This window comes from Pseudomonas sp. sp1636, assembly GCF_030376615.1.
Taxonomy (GTDB): Bacteria; Pseudomonadota; Gammaproteobacteria; order Pseudomonadales; family Pseudomonadaceae; genus Aquipseudomonas.
The window spans coordinates 123,752-139,067 of record NZ_JARRAB010000008.1 but is presented as its reverse complement, the minus strand read 5'-3'; the positions used below and the strand labels follow the sequence as shown (position 1 = coordinate 139,067).

At 62.5% G+C, this 15,316-nt stretch carries 18 protein-coding genes; 11 read left to right on the top strand and 7 right to left on the bottom strand.

What is annotated here, in order from left to right:
• Nucleotides 1-35: 35 nt before the first annotated feature.
• The 8 genes from fghA to rpoS all read left to right on the top strand — a co-directional run bounded on the left by fghA (nt 36) and on the right by rpoS (nt 6,921).
• Nucleotides 36-890 (top strand): S-formylglutathione hydrolase, encoded by an 855-nt coding sequence (gene fghA / locus P8H27_RS10305; protein WP_374761343.1) that lies wholly within the window; start codon nt 36-38, stop codon nt 888-890.
• Between the two features lie 107 nt (nt 891-997).
• Nucleotides 998-1,471 (top strand): 2-C-methyl-D-erythritol 2,4-cyclodiphosphate synthase, encoded by a 474-nt coding sequence (gene ispF / locus P8H27_RS10300; RefSeq protein WP_289637245.1) that lies wholly within the window; start codon nt 998-1,000, stop codon nt 1,469-1,471.
• Nucleotides 1,468-2,526 (top strand): tRNA pseudouridine(13) synthase TruD, encoded by a 1,059-nt coding sequence (gene truD / locus P8H27_RS10295; protein ID WP_289637243.1) that lies wholly within the window; start codon nt 1,468-1,470, stop codon nt 2,524-2,526. The genes ispF and truD overlap by 4 nt, the downstream gene beginning before the upstream one ends.
• Nucleotides 2,514-3,263, top strand: coding sequence for a 5'/3'-nucleotidase SurE (gene surE / locus P8H27_RS10290; RefSeq protein ID WP_289637242.1), 750 nt, complete (start codon nt 2,514-2,516; stop codon nt 3,261-3,263). The genes truD and surE overlap by 13 nt, the downstream gene beginning before the upstream one ends.
• Nucleotides 3,264-3,304: 41 nt before the next feature.
• On the top strand, nt 3,305-3,940 hold the full coding sequence (locus tag P8H27_RS10285; RefSeq protein WP_289637320.1) for a protein-L-isoaspartate(D-aspartate) O-methyltransferase: 636 nt from the start codon (nt 3,305-3,307) through the stop codon (nt 3,938-3,940).
• Nucleotides 3,941-3,967: 27 nt separating this feature from the next.
• Entirely contained in the window at nt 3,968-4,906 is a 939-nt protein-coding gene (locus tag P8H27_RS10280; RefSeq protein ID WP_289637241.1) for a DUF368 domain-containing protein, read from the top strand.
• A 56-nt stretch (nt 4,907-4,962) separates the two neighbouring features.
• Nucleotides 4,963-5,811 (top strand): peptidoglycan DD-metalloendopeptidase family protein, encoded by an 849-nt coding sequence (locus P8H27_RS10275; RefSeq protein ID WP_289637239.1) that lies wholly within the window; start codon nt 4,963-4,965, stop codon nt 5,809-5,811.
• Between the two features lie 105 nt (nt 5,812-5,916).
• Nucleotides 5,917-6,921: an RNA polymerase sigma factor RpoS gene (gene rpoS / locus P8H27_RS10270; RefSeq protein WP_289637238.1), complete on the top strand. Its 1,005-nt coding sequence runs from the start codon at nt 5,917-5,919 to the stop codon at nt 6,919-6,921.
• A gap of 117 nt (nt 6,922-7,038) precedes the next feature.
• Here rpoS and rnt read toward each other — a convergent pair whose 3' ends face one another.
• Together rnt and pyrC are read right to left on the bottom strand one after the other, a co-directional pair.
• The gene (rnt, locus tag P8H27_RS10265; protein ID WP_289637236.1) at nt 7,039-7,716 is read right to left on the bottom strand and encodes a ribonuclease T; all 678 of its coding nucleotides are present in this window, start codon (nt 7,714-7,716) and stop codon (nt 7,039-7,041) included.
• Nucleotides 7,713-8,759, bottom strand: a complete 1,047-nt coding sequence (gene pyrC / locus P8H27_RS10260; protein ID WP_289637234.1) for a dihydroorotase — start codon at nt 8,757-8,759, stop codon at nt 7,713-7,715. Before pyrC ends, rnt begins: the two co-directional genes overlap by 4 nt.
• A 237-nt stretch (nt 8,760-8,996) precedes the next feature.
• Between pyrC and P8H27_RS10255 the strand changes: the two genes are divergently transcribed.
• The 3 genes from P8H27_RS10255 (at nt 8,997) to gloA (ending at nt 11,741) form a co-directional block, all read left to right on the top strand.
• Nucleotides 8,997-9,881, top strand: coding sequence for an OmpA family protein (locus P8H27_RS10255; protein WP_289637232.1), 885 nt, complete (start codon nt 8,997-8,999; stop codon nt 9,879-9,881).
• A gap of 156 nt (nt 9,882-10,037) precedes the next feature.
• Complete coding sequence (locus P8H27_RS10250) at nt 10,038-11,255, top strand: argininosuccinate synthase (protein ID WP_289637231.1); 1,218 nt, start codon at nt 10,038-10,040, stop codon at nt 11,253-11,255.
• 93 nt (nt 11,256-11,348) lie between these two features.
• Nucleotides 11,349-11,741 (top strand): lactoylglutathione lyase, encoded by a 393-nt coding sequence (gloA, locus tag P8H27_RS10245; protein ID WP_289637230.1) that lies wholly within the window; start codon nt 11,349-11,351, stop codon nt 11,739-11,741.
• A gap of 130 nt (nt 11,742-11,871) precedes the next feature.
• Here gloA and P8H27_RS10240 read toward each other — a convergent pair whose 3' ends face one another.
• The 5 genes from P8H27_RS10240 to P8H27_RS10220 form a co-directional block, all read right to left on the bottom strand.
• Nucleotides 11,872-12,051, bottom strand: a complete 180-nt coding sequence (locus P8H27_RS10240; protein WP_289637228.1) for a PA3496 family putative envelope integrity protein — start codon at nt 12,049-12,051, stop codon at nt 11,872-11,874.
• Between the two features lie 105 nt (nt 12,052-12,156).
• Nucleotides 12,157-12,795, bottom strand: coding sequence for an endonuclease III (nth, locus tag P8H27_RS10235; protein ID WP_289637226.1), 639 nt, complete (start codon nt 12,793-12,795; stop codon nt 12,157-12,159).
• On the bottom strand, nt 12,792-13,505 hold the full coding sequence (locus P8H27_RS10230) for an electron transport complex subunit E (RefSeq protein WP_289637224.1): 714 nt from the start codon (nt 13,503-13,505) through the stop codon (nt 12,792-12,794). Before P8H27_RS10230 ends, nth begins: the two co-directional genes overlap by 4 nt.
• On the bottom strand, nt 13,502-14,227 hold the full coding sequence (gene rsxG, locus P8H27_RS10225) for an electron transport complex subunit RsxG (RefSeq protein WP_289637222.1): 726 nt from the start codon (nt 14,225-14,227) through the stop codon (nt 13,502-13,504). Before rsxG ends, P8H27_RS10230 begins: the two co-directional genes overlap by 4 nt.
• Before the next feature lie 2 nt (nt 14,228-14,229).
• Nucleotides 14,230-15,261, bottom strand: a complete 1,032-nt coding sequence (locus tag P8H27_RS10220) for an RnfABCDGE type electron transport complex subunit D (RefSeq protein ID WP_289637221.1) — start codon at nt 15,259-15,261, stop codon at nt 14,230-14,232.
• Between the last annotated feature and the right edge of the window lie 55 nt (nt 15,262-15,316).

Genomic DNA, 15,316 nt, shown 5'->3' with positions numbered 1-15,316 from the left:
AACGCTTCGCGGTTTTCCACCCTACGGAGATTGTCATGACCCTGGAAAACATTTCCTGTCAGAAAAGCTTCGGCGGCTGGCACAAGCGTTACCGGCATCGCTCGAGCACGCTCAACTGCGACATGGTGTTCGCCGTCTACCTGCCGCCGCAGGCCGAGCAGGGCGCCAAACTACCAGTGCTTTACTGGTTGTCGGGGCTGACCTGCAATGACGAGAATTTCATGCAGAAGGCCGGCGCGCACCGGCTGGCGGCCGAGTTGGGCTTGATCATAGTGGCGCCGGACACCAGCCCGCGCGGGCCGGATGTGCCGGGCGACCCGGAGGGCGCCTGGGATTTCGGTCTGGGCGCCGGCTTCTACCTCAACGCCACGCAAGAGCCCTGGGCACGCCATTACCGCATGCACGACTACGTGGTGCAGGAGTTGCCGGCGCTGATCGAGGCTAATTTCCCGGTCTCGGCCAGGCGCGGCATCAGCGGCCATTCCATGGGCGGGCATGGCGCGCTGGTCTGCGCCTTGCGCAACCCGGGGCGTTACCAGTCGCTGTCGGCCTTCGCGCCGATCGGCAATCCGTCCAACTGCCCGTGGGGCGAGAAGGCGTTTTCCCGCTACCTCGGCGAGGAGCGCTCGCGCTGGCGCGAATGGGATGCCTGTGCGCTCATCGCCGATGCGGCCGAGCGCTTGCCGATCCTGATCGATCAGGGCGACCGTGACGATTTTCTCGACAGCCAGCTCAAGCCGGATGCGCTGAAGAGTGCCGCGCTAGCAGCCGGGCATCCGCTGACCCTGCGCCTGCAACCGGGCTATGACCACAGCTACTACTTCATCGCCAGCTTTATCGGGGATCACCTGCGTCACCATGCGGCCGCCTTGGCGACAGGGCCAAGCTAAGCACTAAGCCGTCAGAGGCAGTATGAAGCTGGTGCGGCACTGACGGCACTTGCAGCCTGCCGCTTTCAGTTAGAATCACGCCCTGACTTTTTCAGGGCGTTGTTTTTATGCGTATTGGCCACGGCTATGATGTGCATCGTTTTACCGAGGGCGATTTCATTACCCTGGGTGGCGTGCAAATTCCCCACAAGTTCGCGTTGCTGGCGCATTCCGATGGCGATGTGCTGCTGCATGCACTCGCCGATGCCTTGCTCGGCGCCGCAGCACTGGGCGATATCGGCAAGCACTTCCCCGATACCGATCCGGCCTTCAAGGGCGCCGATAGCCGTGCGCTGCTGCGCCATGTGCTGGGTTTGATTCAGGCCAAAGGCTGGCAGGTCGCTAACGTCGACACCACCATAGTCGCCCAGGCGCCGAAGATGGCCGCGCATATCCAACGCATGCGCAGCCTGATCGCCGAGGACCTACAAGTCTCGCCGGAACAGGTCAACGTCAAGGCCACCACCACCGAGAAGCTCGGCTTCACCGGCCGCGAGGAAGGCATCGCGGTGCATGCCGTTGCGCTGTTGGTCGGCCGATGAACGAACTCGAATTGCTCGGCCCGCGCGGACATGGCGAACCTTGCGGTACGGCGGTGCTCAAGGCCGTGGCGGAAGACTTTCAGGTCGACGAAGTGTTGGACATTGCTCTGGCCGGCGAGGGCGAGCACCTCTGGCTGTGGGTGGAAAAGCGCGAGCTTAATACCGAAGAGGCCGCCAAGCGTATCGCCCGTGCCGCTGGCGTGCCGCTGCGCATGATCGGCTATGCCGGACTCAAGGATCGTCAGGCCTTGACCCGCCAATGGTTCAGTTTGCACCTGCCGGGCAAGACCGATCCTGACTTGAGCGGCGCCGAGGACGCCAGCCTGAGTATCCTCAAGCAGGTGCGCCACTCGCGTAAATTGCAGCGCGGTGCCCATGCGGCCAATGGCTTTACCCTGCGGTTGACTCAACTCAAGGCTGATCGCGAAGCCTTGGATATACGTCTTACGCAAATTGCCGCTCAGGGAATTCCTAACTACTACGGCTTGCAGCGTTTTGGCTTCGAAGGGGGGAACGTCGCCCATGCACGGCACTTTGCCGAATCTAAAACCTTGCCTGAGAAGCGCAACGTGCGTTCGCGGGTGCTCTCGGCGGCGCGCAGCTTCCTGTTCAATCGAGTGCTGGCCGAGCGGGTCGCTGCGGGCACCTGGAATCGGGCGTTGCCGGGCGACCTGTTGGCCTTTACCGATAGCCGCAGCTTTTTCCCCGCCGGCGAGGCCGAGTGCAGCGACCCGCGCCTGGCGATTCTCGACCTGCACCCTACCGGGCCTTTGTGGGGTGCGGGTGCCTCGGCGGCCGGCGGAGTCGCCCAGACCCTGGAGCAGGAGGTCGCCGCCGATGAGCACGCCCTGGTCGGCTGGCTGGCAGAAGCGGGCATGACGCACGAACGGCGTATCCTGCGCCTCCCCATCGGCGGGTTGACGTGGCATTATCCAGAGACTGACATTCTGCAACTGGAATTCGTCCTGCCGGCTGGATGCTTCGCCACCGTCGTGGTGCGCGAGCTAGTCGATCTGTTGCCTGCAGGGCAGACGGACAACCCATGCGTATTCTGATTTCTAACGATGACGGCGTGGCAGCGCCGGGCCTGGCCGCGCTGCATGCTGCTCTGGCCGATTATGCCGAGTGCGCGGTGATCGCGCCCGATCAGGACAGAAGTGGCGCCAGCAGCTCGCTGACCCTCGACCGTCCGCTGCACCCATGCACCTTGGCCAACGGCTTCATCAGCCTCAACGGCACGCCCACCGATTGCGTGCATCTGGGCTTGAACGGGCTGCTGCCGCATGTGGCGGATTTGGTCGTGGCGGGTATCAACCTGGGCGCCAATCTGGGCGATGACGTGCTCTATTCCGGCACTGTGGCCGCTGCTCTGGAAGGGCGTTTTCTGGCTCGGCCGGCGTTCGCGTTCTCCTTGCTTTCGCGCCAGCCAGATAATCTGCCGACTGCCGCCTACTTCGCGCGCAAGTTGGTCGAGGCCCACGAGCAGCTCGATCTGCCACCGCGCACCGTGCTCAACGTGAATATCCCCAACCTGCCGTTGGCGCATATCCGTGGCATCCAGCTGACCCGCCTGGGCCATCGTGCCCGTGCCGCTGCGCCGGTCAAGGTGATCAATCCGCGCGGCAAGGAAGGCTACTGGATTTCGGTTGCCGGCGATGCCGAGGACGGCGGGCCGGGTACAGATTTCCATGCGGTAATGCAGGGCTTCGTATCCGTTACCCCGTTGCAGCTGGATCGCACCTTTCAGGATGGCCTCAGCAGCCTGCAGCCTTGGCTGGAGGGCTTGTTTTGATGAGACGTGAGCAAGATGAACTGCATCATCGCGGCATCGGCATGACCTCGCAGCGTACTCGCGAGCGGCTGATTCAGCGTCTCTATGAAGAGGGCTTGTCCAACGCCCGGGTGCTGGAAGCAATCCGCCGCACGCCGCGCCACCTGTTCGTCGATGAGGCACTGGCCCATCGCGCCTATGAAGACACCGCACTGCCGATCGGCCACAACCAGACCATTTCGCAACCTTATATAGTCGCGCGCATGAGCGAGTTGCTGCTGGCCGCCGGCCCATTGGACAAGGTGCTGGAGATCGGCACCGGCTCGGGTTATCAGACGGCGATTCTGGCGCAGTTGGTCGAGCGGGTGTTCAGTGTCGAGCGCATTCAAAGCTTGCAGGAGCGCGCCAAGGAGCGCATGAGCGAGCTGAACCTGCGCAATGTGGTGTTTCGCTGGGGCGACGGCTGGGAGGGCTGGCCGGCACTGGCGCCCTACAACGGCATCATCGTCACCGCGGCCGCCAGCGAGGTGCCCCAGGCCCTGCTCGATCAGTTGGCGCCGGGCGGGCGTCTGGTGATTCCGGTTGGCGCCGACGATATGCAGCAGTTGCTGCTGATCGTCCGTGAGGAGCAGGGGTTTGCCAGGCATGTGCTGGATGCCGTGCGCTTCGTGCCATTGCTCAACGGGCCCTTGGTCTGATTGTTATCGTTTGACTAGGAAGGATCCATGAACAAACATTTCTTGCTCTTCGCCAAAGGCATTGCCATGGGCGCGGCCGATGTGGTGCCCGGCGTTTCCGGCGGCACCGTAGCCTTTATCAGCGGCATCTACGACGAGCTGCTGCGCTCGATCGCGAGTGTGCCCGTCGCTCTGGGGTTGTTGTTGCGAGGGCGCGTCCTGGCCGCCTGGCAGGCGGCCAACGCGACCTTCCTGCTGGTGTTGTTGATCGGCATTCTGACCAGTGTGCTCAGCCTGGCGCGGCTGATCACCTTCCTGCTGGCCGAGCATCCGATCCCGGTGTGGTCGTTCTTTTTCGGTTTGATTCTGGTTTCTGCGCACCTGGTGGCGCGCGAGATCCAGCGCTGGAACTGGAGCCGTTTCGTCAGTTTCAGCATGGGCGCGGCCTTCGCCTACTGGATCACGGTGGCTTCGCCGGTGCAGTGGGGTACCGATTCACTGAGCATTTTCTTCGCCGGCTCGATTGCTATCTGCGCGATGATCCTGCCGGGTATTTCCGGTAGCTTCATCCTATTGCTGCTGGGCCTTTACCCCTTCATTCTCGGGGCGGTGAAAGGCCTGGACATCAGCGTATTGGCACTGTTTGCCAGCGGTTGTCTGGTTGGCATCGTCAGCTTTGCCGGGTTGTTGCGTTGGCTGCTGGTGCGTTGGCGCGATCTGACCTTGGCATTGTTGACGGGGTTGATGCTGGGTTCGCTGAACAAGCTCTGGCCGTGGAAAGAAACCCTTACCTGGCAAGCCGGCAGTCACGGGCAACCGGTGCCGCTGCTGCAGGTCAACCTCTTGCCGGGCCGTTTTGCCGAGGTCAGTGGGCAGGATCCACAGCTGCTTTTGGCGATTCTTTTGGCCCTCGGCGGGGTGCTGCTGGTGTTTGGGTTGGAATGGCTTGCCGGTCGCCGTCAGCAAAGCGCTGGCTGCGTCGAATAATTGCGGCACAATACGCGCCAATCAGCAGACGCCACTGGCCACAAAGGGAGAGACGGGTGAGTTTCACGCAAATATGCAGCAGCGCTCGGCGCTTGCTGGCTGGCCTGGCTATTGCTGCGCTCTTGGCCGGTTGCGTCAGTTCGCCGCCGGGCGGCGTTCAGGTCGTGGATCGCAATGCCCGGGGAGTGGCGGCACAGCAGCGTCAACCGGTAACCAGCGGCCAATATGTGGTACGGCGTGGCGATACCCTCTATTCGATTGCCTTTCGTTTCGGCTGGGACTGGAAAGCCTTGGCTGCGCGCAACGGCATTACTTCGCCTTACCTGATTCGGGTCGGCCAGGTCATCCGCTTCGACGGTCGGCGCCTGACGCGCAAGCCTGCAGTTGCCGTCGCCCCAGCGGTAACCCCGCCGGTGCCCATCGGCCGTCCGGTTGTGCCGACCCAGCCCCCTGTTGTGCGGCCGCCGAGCCAGGCCTCCGTGCCAATCAAGGCAAGCCGGGCAACGACTCCGGTGCAACCGGTACAGCGCTCAGTGTCAGGCTGGGCCTGGCCGGCCAGCGGTGTGGTGATCGGGCGGTTTTCTTCAAACGGAAGTTTGAATAAAGGCATTGATATCGCCGGGGATTTGGGACAGCCTGTTTTAGCTGCGTCTGATGGCTCAGTGGTGTACGCCGGGAGTGGTTTACGGGGCTACGGCGAGTTGCTGATCATCAAGCACAGCGATACCTACGTAAGTGCCTACGGCCACAACCGCAGGCTGCTGGTTCAGGAGGGACAGCAGGTTAAAGCTGGGCAAACGATTGCCGAAATGGGTTCCACGGGAGCCGACCGGGTGAAGCTTCATTTTGAAATTCGCCGCCAAGGAAAGCCTGTAGATCCGTTGCAATACTTGCCACGCCGTTGATCTGTCGCCCGTCTGTTCCATCACGTAGGAGGGACGGGTTCAGGTGTTGCCAGGGATACAGGCGCCACCCGAGCGTGCAGTCGAACTCAGCAAGGGACAACAATAATGGCACTCAATCCAAAAGAAGCGCCGGAGTTTGACGTCGATGATGAAGTGCTCTTGATGGAGCCGGGTATCGTCTTGGATGATGTGTCGGGCGAAGAGGCAGAAAAGCCACTCGCTCGCACTAAAGCCAAGCCATCCAGCAGCAAGCAGCATAAATACATCGACTACACTCGTGCGCTAGACGCCACGCAGTTGTATCTCAACGAAATCGGTTTTTCTCCCCTGCTTACCCCTCAAGAGGAAGTGTTCTTTGCGCGTTTGGCGCAGAAGGGCGATCCGGCCGGGCGTAAGCGCATGATCGAAAGTAACCTGCGGCTGGTGGTAAAAATCGCCCGTCGTTACGTCAATCGAGGCTTGTCGCTGCTCGATCTGATCGAAGAGGGCAATCTCGGCTTGATTCGAGCGGTCGAGAAATTCGATCCCGAGCGCGGTTTTCGCTTCTCGACTTATGCCACCTGGTGGATTCGCCAGACCATCGAACGGGCGATCATGAATCAGACTCGTACGATTCGTTTGCCGATCCATGTGGTCAAAGAACTCAATGTCTACCTGCGTGCGGCGCGCGAGTTGACCCAGAAGCTCGATCACGAGCCATCGGCCGAAGAGATCGCCAACCTGCTGGAGAAACCGGTGGGCGAGGTCAAGCGCATGCTCGGCTTGAATGAGCGGGTTTCTTCGGTGGATGTTTCGCTCGGCCAGGATTCTGACAAGACCCTACTCGATACCCTGACCGATGACCGCCCGACTGATCCGTGCGAGCTGTTGCAAGACGACGACCTTTCGCAAAGCATCGATCAATGGCTGTCCGAATTGACCGACAAGCAACGAGAGGTCGTGGTGCGGCGTTTCGGTTTGCGCGGCCATGAAAGCTGCACCCTGGAAGAAGTGGGGCAGGAAATCGGTTTGACTCGCGAGCGTGTGCGGCAGATTCAGGTCGAGGCTCTCAAGCGTTTGCGCGAGATCCTGGAAAAGAACGGCCTGTCGAGTGACTCCCTGTTCCAGTAACGCTTCCCCGCAAACACAAAACCCGGCCCAGGCCGGGTTTTGTGTTTGCGGGGGGCGGTAACGGATCGGCGGATTGCCGAACCACAGCAGGCTGGCTCTTGCGGATTGAATAAGGCTTCAGTCGTCGAAATCTTGCCAACCGCCCATTTCCTTCCAGCGATTAACGATGCCGCAGAACAGTTCGGCGGTTTTTTCGGTGTCGTAGCGTGCCGAGTGGGCTTCGCGGCCGTCGAAGTCGATGCCGGCGCTCTGGCAGGCCTTGGCCAGTACGGTCTGACCGTACGCGAGGCCGGCGAGGGTCGCGGTGTCGAAGCTGGAGAAGGGGTGGAAGGGGTTGCGTTTGAGGTCGCAGCGCATGACGGCGGCATTCAGGAAGCCGAGGTCGAAGCTGCTGTTATGTCCCACCAGGATCGCGCGTTTGCAGCCGTTGGCTTTCAGCGATTTGCGCAGGCCGCGGAAGATCTCGGTCAGCGCGTGTTCTTCGCTGACGGCCATGCGCAGCGGGTGATCGAGTTTGATCCCGGTGAAGTCCAAGGCCGCCTGTTCGATATTGGCGCCGGCGAAGGGCTCGACGCGGAAAAACAGGGTGTGCTCGGGGTAGAGGAAGCCGCTTTCATCCATGCCGATGGTGGTGGCGGCGATTTCCAGCAGGGCGTCGGTGGCGCAATTGAAACCGCCGGTTTCCACGTCCACGACGACCGGCAGGTAGCCGCGAAAGCGCTCCGCCATCGGATGGCGTGAGCCGCTGCCGGCAGTCGGGTGATCCAGTTCGGTGTCGAAATCTTCGCCGCTCACGCGTTGTCCTCCAGCAGGCGCCAGCGCAGTTTTTCACCGGCGCGCAGCGGGATTACGGTTTGCTCGCCCAGCGGCAATTCGCCAGGTACGACCCAGTCTTGACGCACCAGGGTGATGGTCTCGCGGTTGCGCGGCAGGCCGTAGAAGTCGGGGCCGTGCTGGCTGGCGAAGGCTTCGAGCTTGTCCAGCGCATTGCGCTGCTCGAACGCCTCGGCATACAGCTCGATGGCGGTATAGGCGCTGTAGCAACCGGCGCAGCCGCAGGCGGCTTCTTTGGCGTGCCTGGCATGCGGCGCCGAGTCGGTGCCGAGGAAGAACTTGCTGCTGGCGCTGGTGGCGGCGTCGAGCAGGGCTTCCTGGTGCAGGTTGCGCTTGAGGACCGGCAGGCAGTAGAAGTGCGGGCGAATGCCGCCGACCAGCATGTGGTTGCGGTTGTACAGCAGGTGGTGGGCGGTGATGGTGGCGCCGACGTTGGCCGGTGCGGCATTGACGAACTCGACCGCGTCGCGGGTGGTGATGTGCTCGAACACCACCCTGAGGGTCGGGAAGCGCTCGACCACCCGGCTCAGCTGTTCGTCGATAAAGCATTTTTCGCGGTCGAATACATCGATCTCGCTGCGTGTCACTTCGCCGTGCACCAGCAGCGGCAGGCCGACTTCGGCCATGGCTTCGAGGGTCGGGAAGATCTTGTCGATGCTGGTCACGCCGGAATCGGAGTTGGTGGTGGCGCCGGCCGGGTAGAGTTTGGCCGCATGCACAAAGCCCGAGGCCTTGGCGGCGCGCACATCGGCCGGGCTGCTCAGGTCGGTGAGGTAAAGTGTCATCAGCGGTTCGAAACGGCTGCCGGCCGGGCGTGCGGCGAGAATGCGCTGACGATAGGCACCGGCCTCGTCAGCAGTGCGCACCGGCGGCACCAGATTGGGCATGATGATGGCGCGGGCGAAGGTGCGGGCGGCATCGGCGACGGTGCGCGGCAGCGCGGTGCCATCGCGCAGGTGAATATGCCAGTCGTCGGGACGCAGCAAAGTGAGACGGTCGGTCATGGATGTTTCCAGGCGGGCAAAACGTGCCGGGAATGCTACCGGAAAAGCCCCGTCAGGGCACGCCGAAAGCGGCCTGTGTGCGATGAGCTGTCAGCTAAGAGCCGGGCGCTGCAGCCGCTCCGGCGGGAATCGGAGCGTCCGGGCTGGTTTCGCTGAAGCTTCGGCCCAATCGCGGGCTCAAGTTTTGTCTGCTGGCACCGATAGTCAGGGGGTAAGTCGCATTTCCTGGAGTCTTCCGTGCGTCCGCTTTCACTCGCTCTAGTGTGCCTGTTGGCCAGTCCGCCAGCGCTCGCCATCACCTTCCAGACCCGTCTGGAAAAGGTCGAGTGGGCAGTTGCCGGTGACCAGTTCGAGTGTCGCCTGAGCCAGCCGATCACCGACTTCGGTGCCGGAGTCTTCGTGCGCCGGGCCGGCGAGCAGGCGACCTTTAAGCTGCAGGCTCCTGAGCGCTGGCTGGGCGCCGGCTCGGCAACCCTGCTGGCAGCTGCTGCGCCTTGGCAGCCTGGGCGCGGCGATATCAACCTGGGGGCGGTCAGGGTTGGCGACGGTGAGGTGCCCTTCAGCAGCACCCGCGAGCAGGCCAGCCGTCTGCTGGCCGGCTTGCTCGAGGGGCGTAGCCCGTTGGTTCGTCATCGCACCCGACATGCTGGCGACAGCCTCGAAGTGCGCTTGCTGCCGGTCAGATTTCGCCAGGCGTACAACGATTATCTGGCGTGCACGGCCAAGCTGCTGCCGGTCAATTTCGAACAGATCCGCCAATCCCATGTCGGCTTCCCGGGCGGTGGCGTGGATCTGGCGCCGCAGGCCCAGGCCAAACTGGACATCATCCTCGACTATCTCAAGGCCGACCCCAGCGTCAATCGCATCCAGCTCGACGGCCATGCCGACAACAGCGGCAATCGCCTGACCAATCGCGACCTGTCGCGGCGCCGCGCCCTGGCGGTGATGGAGTATCTGCAAGCCAATGGTGTCGCGGCCGAGCAGATCACCTTGCGCTTTCATGGCGAGCGTTACCCGCTGGCGCCCAATACCAGCGAAGCCAATCGAGCGAAGAATCGCCGGGTAACCGTGGCGTTGGCCCGCGTCGCCGAGGCGGCTGAAACGCCTGAAGCCCCGCTGTAGTACTGGCTGCGGCGGCGTCCGGCAGCGAGACGAGTGGGGCGGGCCGAGAATCGGCGTTGCTGCTTCGTCGTCACAGGCTGTCGCGGCGCTGTAAATCATCCTGCGTGACCAGTAGAATCACGGGCTTTCCCGAACAACCCCGTGGAGTTGATTGGCATGGCCGACGTAAACAAGGTAGTCCTGGCATATTCCGGTGGCCTGGACACTTCCGTGATCCTCAAGTGGCTGCAAGATACCTATAACTGCGAAGTGGTGACCTTCACCGCCGACCTCGGCCAGGGCGAAGAAGTCGAGCCGGCGCGCGCCAAGGCCAAGGCCATGGGCGTCAAGGAAATCTACATCGACGACCTGCGCGAAGAGTTCGTCCGCGATTTCGTCTATCCGATGTTCCGCGCTAATACCGTCTACGAAGGCGAGTACCTGCTGGGTACCTCCATCGCCCGTCCGCTGATCGCCAAGCGCCTGATCGAGATCGCCAACGAGACCGGCGCCGATGCCATCTCCCATGGCGCTACCGGCAAGGGCAACGACCAGGTGCGTTTCGAACTGGGCGCCTACGCGCTCAAGCCCGGCGTGAAGGTCATCGCCCCATGGCGCGAGTGGGATCTGCTGTCGCGCGAGAAACTGATGGACTACGCCGCCAAGCACGAAATCCCGATCGAGCGCCACGGCAAGAAGAAGTCGCCGTACTCCATGGATGCCAACCTGCTGCACATCTCCTATGAAGGCGGCGTGCTGGAAGACACCTGGACCGAGCACGAAGAAGACATGTGGAAGTGGACCGTCTCCCCCGAGGCGGCGCCGGATACCCCGACCTATATCGAGTTGACCTACCGCGCCGGTGACATCGTTGCCATCGACGGCAAGGAGCTGAGCCCGGCTGCCGTATTGGCCGAACTGAACCGCATCGGCGGCGAGAACGGCATCGGCCGTCTGGACATCGTCGAAAACCGCTATGTCGGCATGAAGTCGCGCGGCTGCTACGAAACCCCCGGCGGCACCATCATGCTCAAGGGCCACCGCGCCATCGAGTCGATCACCCTGGATCGCGAAGTCGCGCACCTGAAAGACGAGCTGATGCCCAAGTACGCCAGCCTGATCTACAACGGCTTCTGGTGGAGCCCGGAGCGGCTGATGCTGCAACAGATGATCGACGCTTCCCAGGTCAACGTGAACGGCGTGGTGCGCATGAAGCTGTACAAGGGCAACGTGATCATCACCGGGCGTAAATCCGACGATTCGCTGTTCGATGCCAATATCGCCACCTTCGAAGAAGACGGCGGCGCTTACAACCAGGCCGATGCCGGTGGCTTTATCAAGCTCAACGCGCTGCGCATGCGCATTGCGGCGGGCAAGGGCCGCAAGCTGCTCTGATAGACTGAGCACCTAAGCCCCGCAAACCCCGGCCCAGAGCCGGGGTTTGTATTTCAGGCCCGTGAGCGCGGGCCGCGGACAAGGAGAAACCCGATGAGGCTACTGCATACCATGCTGCGAGTCGGCGATCTGGATAAATCCATCGCCTTCTATACCGATGTGCTGGGCATGACCCTGTTGCGGCGCAAGGACTACCCGGATGGCCAGTTCACCCTGGCTTTCGTCGGCTACGGCGACGAGGCGCACAACAGCGTGATCGAACTGACCCACAACTGGGGCGTCGACAGCTACGAGCTGGGCAGTGGCTACGGCCATATCGCCCTGGAAGTCGCCGACGTCTACAAGGCTTGCGAGGACATCCGCGCCCGTGGCGGCAAGATCACCCGCGAGCCAGGCCCGATGCGGCACGGCAGTAGCATCCTGGCCTTCGTCGAAGACCCGGACGGTTACAAGATCGAATTGCTGTCGCCGTCGCGCGGAGATTGACGGTGCTCGTCTTCGGGTAGCGGGTTGCTACCCGAGCGCCATCTTGGCAGGGTATTTTCCGGCTTGCAGGCGGGCTGCAAACGCAAAAGCCCCGCTGGTTTTGCGGGGCTTTTGCGTTGTCGGCTGGGGCTTACAGGTCGAAATCATATTCGGCCAATTGTTTGTGCAGTCGCCGCTCTTCGAGAAAATTGTCGATGACGCGCCGTTTGGTCAGGTTGGTTTTGGCAACCTCGACAGGGGCTTCGCCATCGTCCGCATCTTCTGCGACAAAGTCTTCGTCGAGCTCAAGCTCTTCTTTAGCAGTGCTCATGTGTTTCACTCCCGGCTACAGGGCCATTTGCGCACCTTATAGCGGCAAAACCGGGGCGGGTAAAAAAGATTTTTTCAATCGATCGGCCGTTAAGCCATTGAAAGCTCAATCGTCCGAGGTTTTGTGCTTGTACTCGCACAGATCTTCGATGCGACAACTGCCGCAGCGCGGCTTGCGCGCCTGGCACACATAGCGGCCATGCAGGATCAGCCAGTGGTGTGAATCGAGGAGAAATTCCTTGGGCACGAACTTCAGCAGTTTCTTTTCCACCTCGAGCACATTCTTGCCGGGAGCAATCCCGGTGCGGTTGCTGACCCGAAAAATATGCGTGTCCACTGCCATGGTCAGTTGGCGAAAGGCCGTGTTGAGCACCACGTTGGCGGTCTTGCGGCCCACCCCGGGCAAGGCTTCGAGCTCCTCGCGGGTCTGTGGCACCTGACCGCCATGGCGCTCGATCAGCAAGCGGCAGGTTTCGATGACGTTCCTGGCTTTGCTGTTGTACAGACCAATGGTCTTGATGTATTCGCTTAAACCCTCAACGCCCAGGGCATGGATGGCCTGCGGCGTATTGGCGACGGGAAACAGTTTGGCAGTGGCCTTGTTGACGCTGACATCGGTGGCCTGGGCCGACAGTGTCACCGCAATCAGCAGCTCGAAAGGCGAGCCGTAGGCCAGCTCGGTTTTTGGCTCTGGATTGTCTTCGTGCAGGCGGCGGAAGATTTCATGGCGCTTGGCGGCATTCACTCGATCACTCCGGTGACCCTGACCCGGCGGCTTTGTGCCGGTGCTTGCGGTTGCCTGGCCTTGGCGCGTTCGGCCAGTTCTTGATCGATGCGGTTCTTTGCGGCAATCAGCAGGCCGAGCATGATGAAGGCGCCTGGCGGCAGTATGGCCAGGAGGAAGCCTTTGTAGTCGGCGAACAGGGTCAACTGCCAGTCGGCGGCCATGGGGCCGAACAGCAAGTGCATGTTGGCGAACAGCGCGCCGGTGCCGAACAGCTCGCGCAGGGCGCCAAGCATGACCAGCACCCCGCCGAAACCTATGCCCATCGCCAGGCCATCGTAGGCCGCACGGGCGGGATCGTTCTTCGCCGCAAAGCCGTCGGCGCGGCCGAGGATCACACAGTTGGTGGTGATCAGCGGGATGAAGATGCCGAGGATCTGGTACAGCTCATAGGTGAATGCCTGCATCAGCAGTTCGATGCAGGTGGTCAGGGCGGCGATGATCATCACGAAGGCGGGTAGGCGCACGGCGGTATTGACCACCCCGCGCACCAGCGACACCGCGGTGTTGGAGCAGATCAGCACCACCGCGCTGGCCAGCGCCAGGCCCAGGGCGTTGACCGTGGAGTTGCTGACCCCGAGCAATGGGCAGAGGCCGAGCAGCTGCACCAGCGCCGGGTTGTTTTTCCACAGGCCGTTAAGGGTGATCTCGCGATAGCTGGGGCTGCTCATGGCGCGCTTCCTCGGTCGTCAGGGGCACTGCTGTCGCCCACGCGTGCGCGCGAATGGGCGTCGTGCAGGGCGCTATCGCGGGCAGCGCCAGTATTGCTGGCGACCAGCAGTTCGGCGCGATGCTGATCGAAATACACCAGCGCGTTATGCACCGCTTTGACCACCGCGCGCGGCGTGATGGTGGCGCCGGCGAACTGGTCGAACTCGCCGCGATCCTTCTTCACTGCCCAGCCGGCCTCGCTTGGATCGCTCAGCGATTTGCCGACGAAACCCAGAATCCAGCTGCTTTTCGTCCGTTCGACCTTGTCGCCCAGGCCAGGGGTTTCGCGGTGGCTGAGCACGCGCACGCCGGCCAGGCGGCCATCGACGCGAATGCCGACCAGCAAGCGGATCGTGCCGCTGTAACCGTCCGGGGCGGTGGCCGGAAGGATCACCGCGCTGGGCTGGTGGTTCTTCAGGGCGATATAGGCGGTTTGCGGCAGCTTGTTGCCGAGCAGCAAGGGGTCGTGCACCTTGATGCGGTTGTCCAGCAGATGGTTGTCGTAGCTGTCCGTCGGGAGGATTTCGGCCAGGGTGCGCATCTGCGCCTGATGCTGGGACGCTGCGATCTGCTTGGCGGTGGCGAGTTGCACCAGCGTCACCACGCCGACCGTGGCCACGGCGAACAGGCCAAGGATCAGGCTGTTTTTCAGCATCGAGCGGCTGATTTCCGGGAGATTCATGGTCATTCTCCCAGATTGAAGCCGCGAGTCGGCTTGCGGTGGCCGTAGGTGCGCGGGCGGGTGTAGTAGTCGATGGTCGGTGCGGCCAGGTTCATCAGCAGCACGGCGAAGGCCACGGCATCCGGGTAGCCGCCCCAGGCGCGGATCACATAGACCAGCACGCCGACGCCCACGCCGAAGACCAGGCGGCCGAGATTGCTGGTGGCGCCGGACACCGGGTCGGTGACGATAAAGAAGGCGCCGAGCATGGTGGCGCCGGTGAGCAGGTGGAACAGCGGCGAGCCATTGGAATCCGAGCCCGAGCCATTCCAGAACAGCAGGCTCATCAGGGCCAGGCCGGCAAGCATGCCCGCAGGGGCATGCCAGCTGAACAGGCGTTTGTAGAGCAGATAGAGGCCGCCGGCGAGAAAGGCCAGATTGACGGCTTCAGTTGCGGCACCGCCGAGGCGGCCAAACGCCGGGCTTTGTGCCCAGAGCTCGTCCATGGTCAGGCTTTTATTGATCTTGATGGTGTCCAGGGCGGTGGCCTGGGTCCAGCCATCGGGCAGGGCGGCCAGGCCAAAGATGTGTTGCAGACCATCGAGCAGGCCGACCGTGTGCGGTGCCGGCCAGCTGGTCATTTCCACCGGAAAGGAGATCAGCACCACCACGTAACCGAGCATCGCCGGGTTGAACGGGTTCTGTCCGAGGCCGCCGTACAGTTGCTTGCCGAAGACGATGGCGAAGCCGGTGGCGATCAGGGTCAGCCACCAGGGCGAATAGGCTGGCAGGGCCAGGGCCAGCAGCACTGCGCTGACCAGGGCGCTGTAGTCCTTGAGGAAGAAGCCCAGAGGGCGCTGACGCAGGGTCAGGATGGCCGCCTCGAAACCGAGGGCGCAGGCGCTGGCCCAGAGCAGGTTGATCAGGGTGCCGAAGCCGAACAGCCAGGTCAGCGCCAGGATGCCCGGCACGGTAGCCAGTAGTACCTGCAGCATCACCTGCTGGGTACGATTGCGGCCCTTGGCGTGGGGCGATGTGATACGGGGCAGGGCCATTGGCACTCCGGTTGGTGTCTTGCGTCGGCTGCGCGGTGCGCGGCCTTAACAGCGG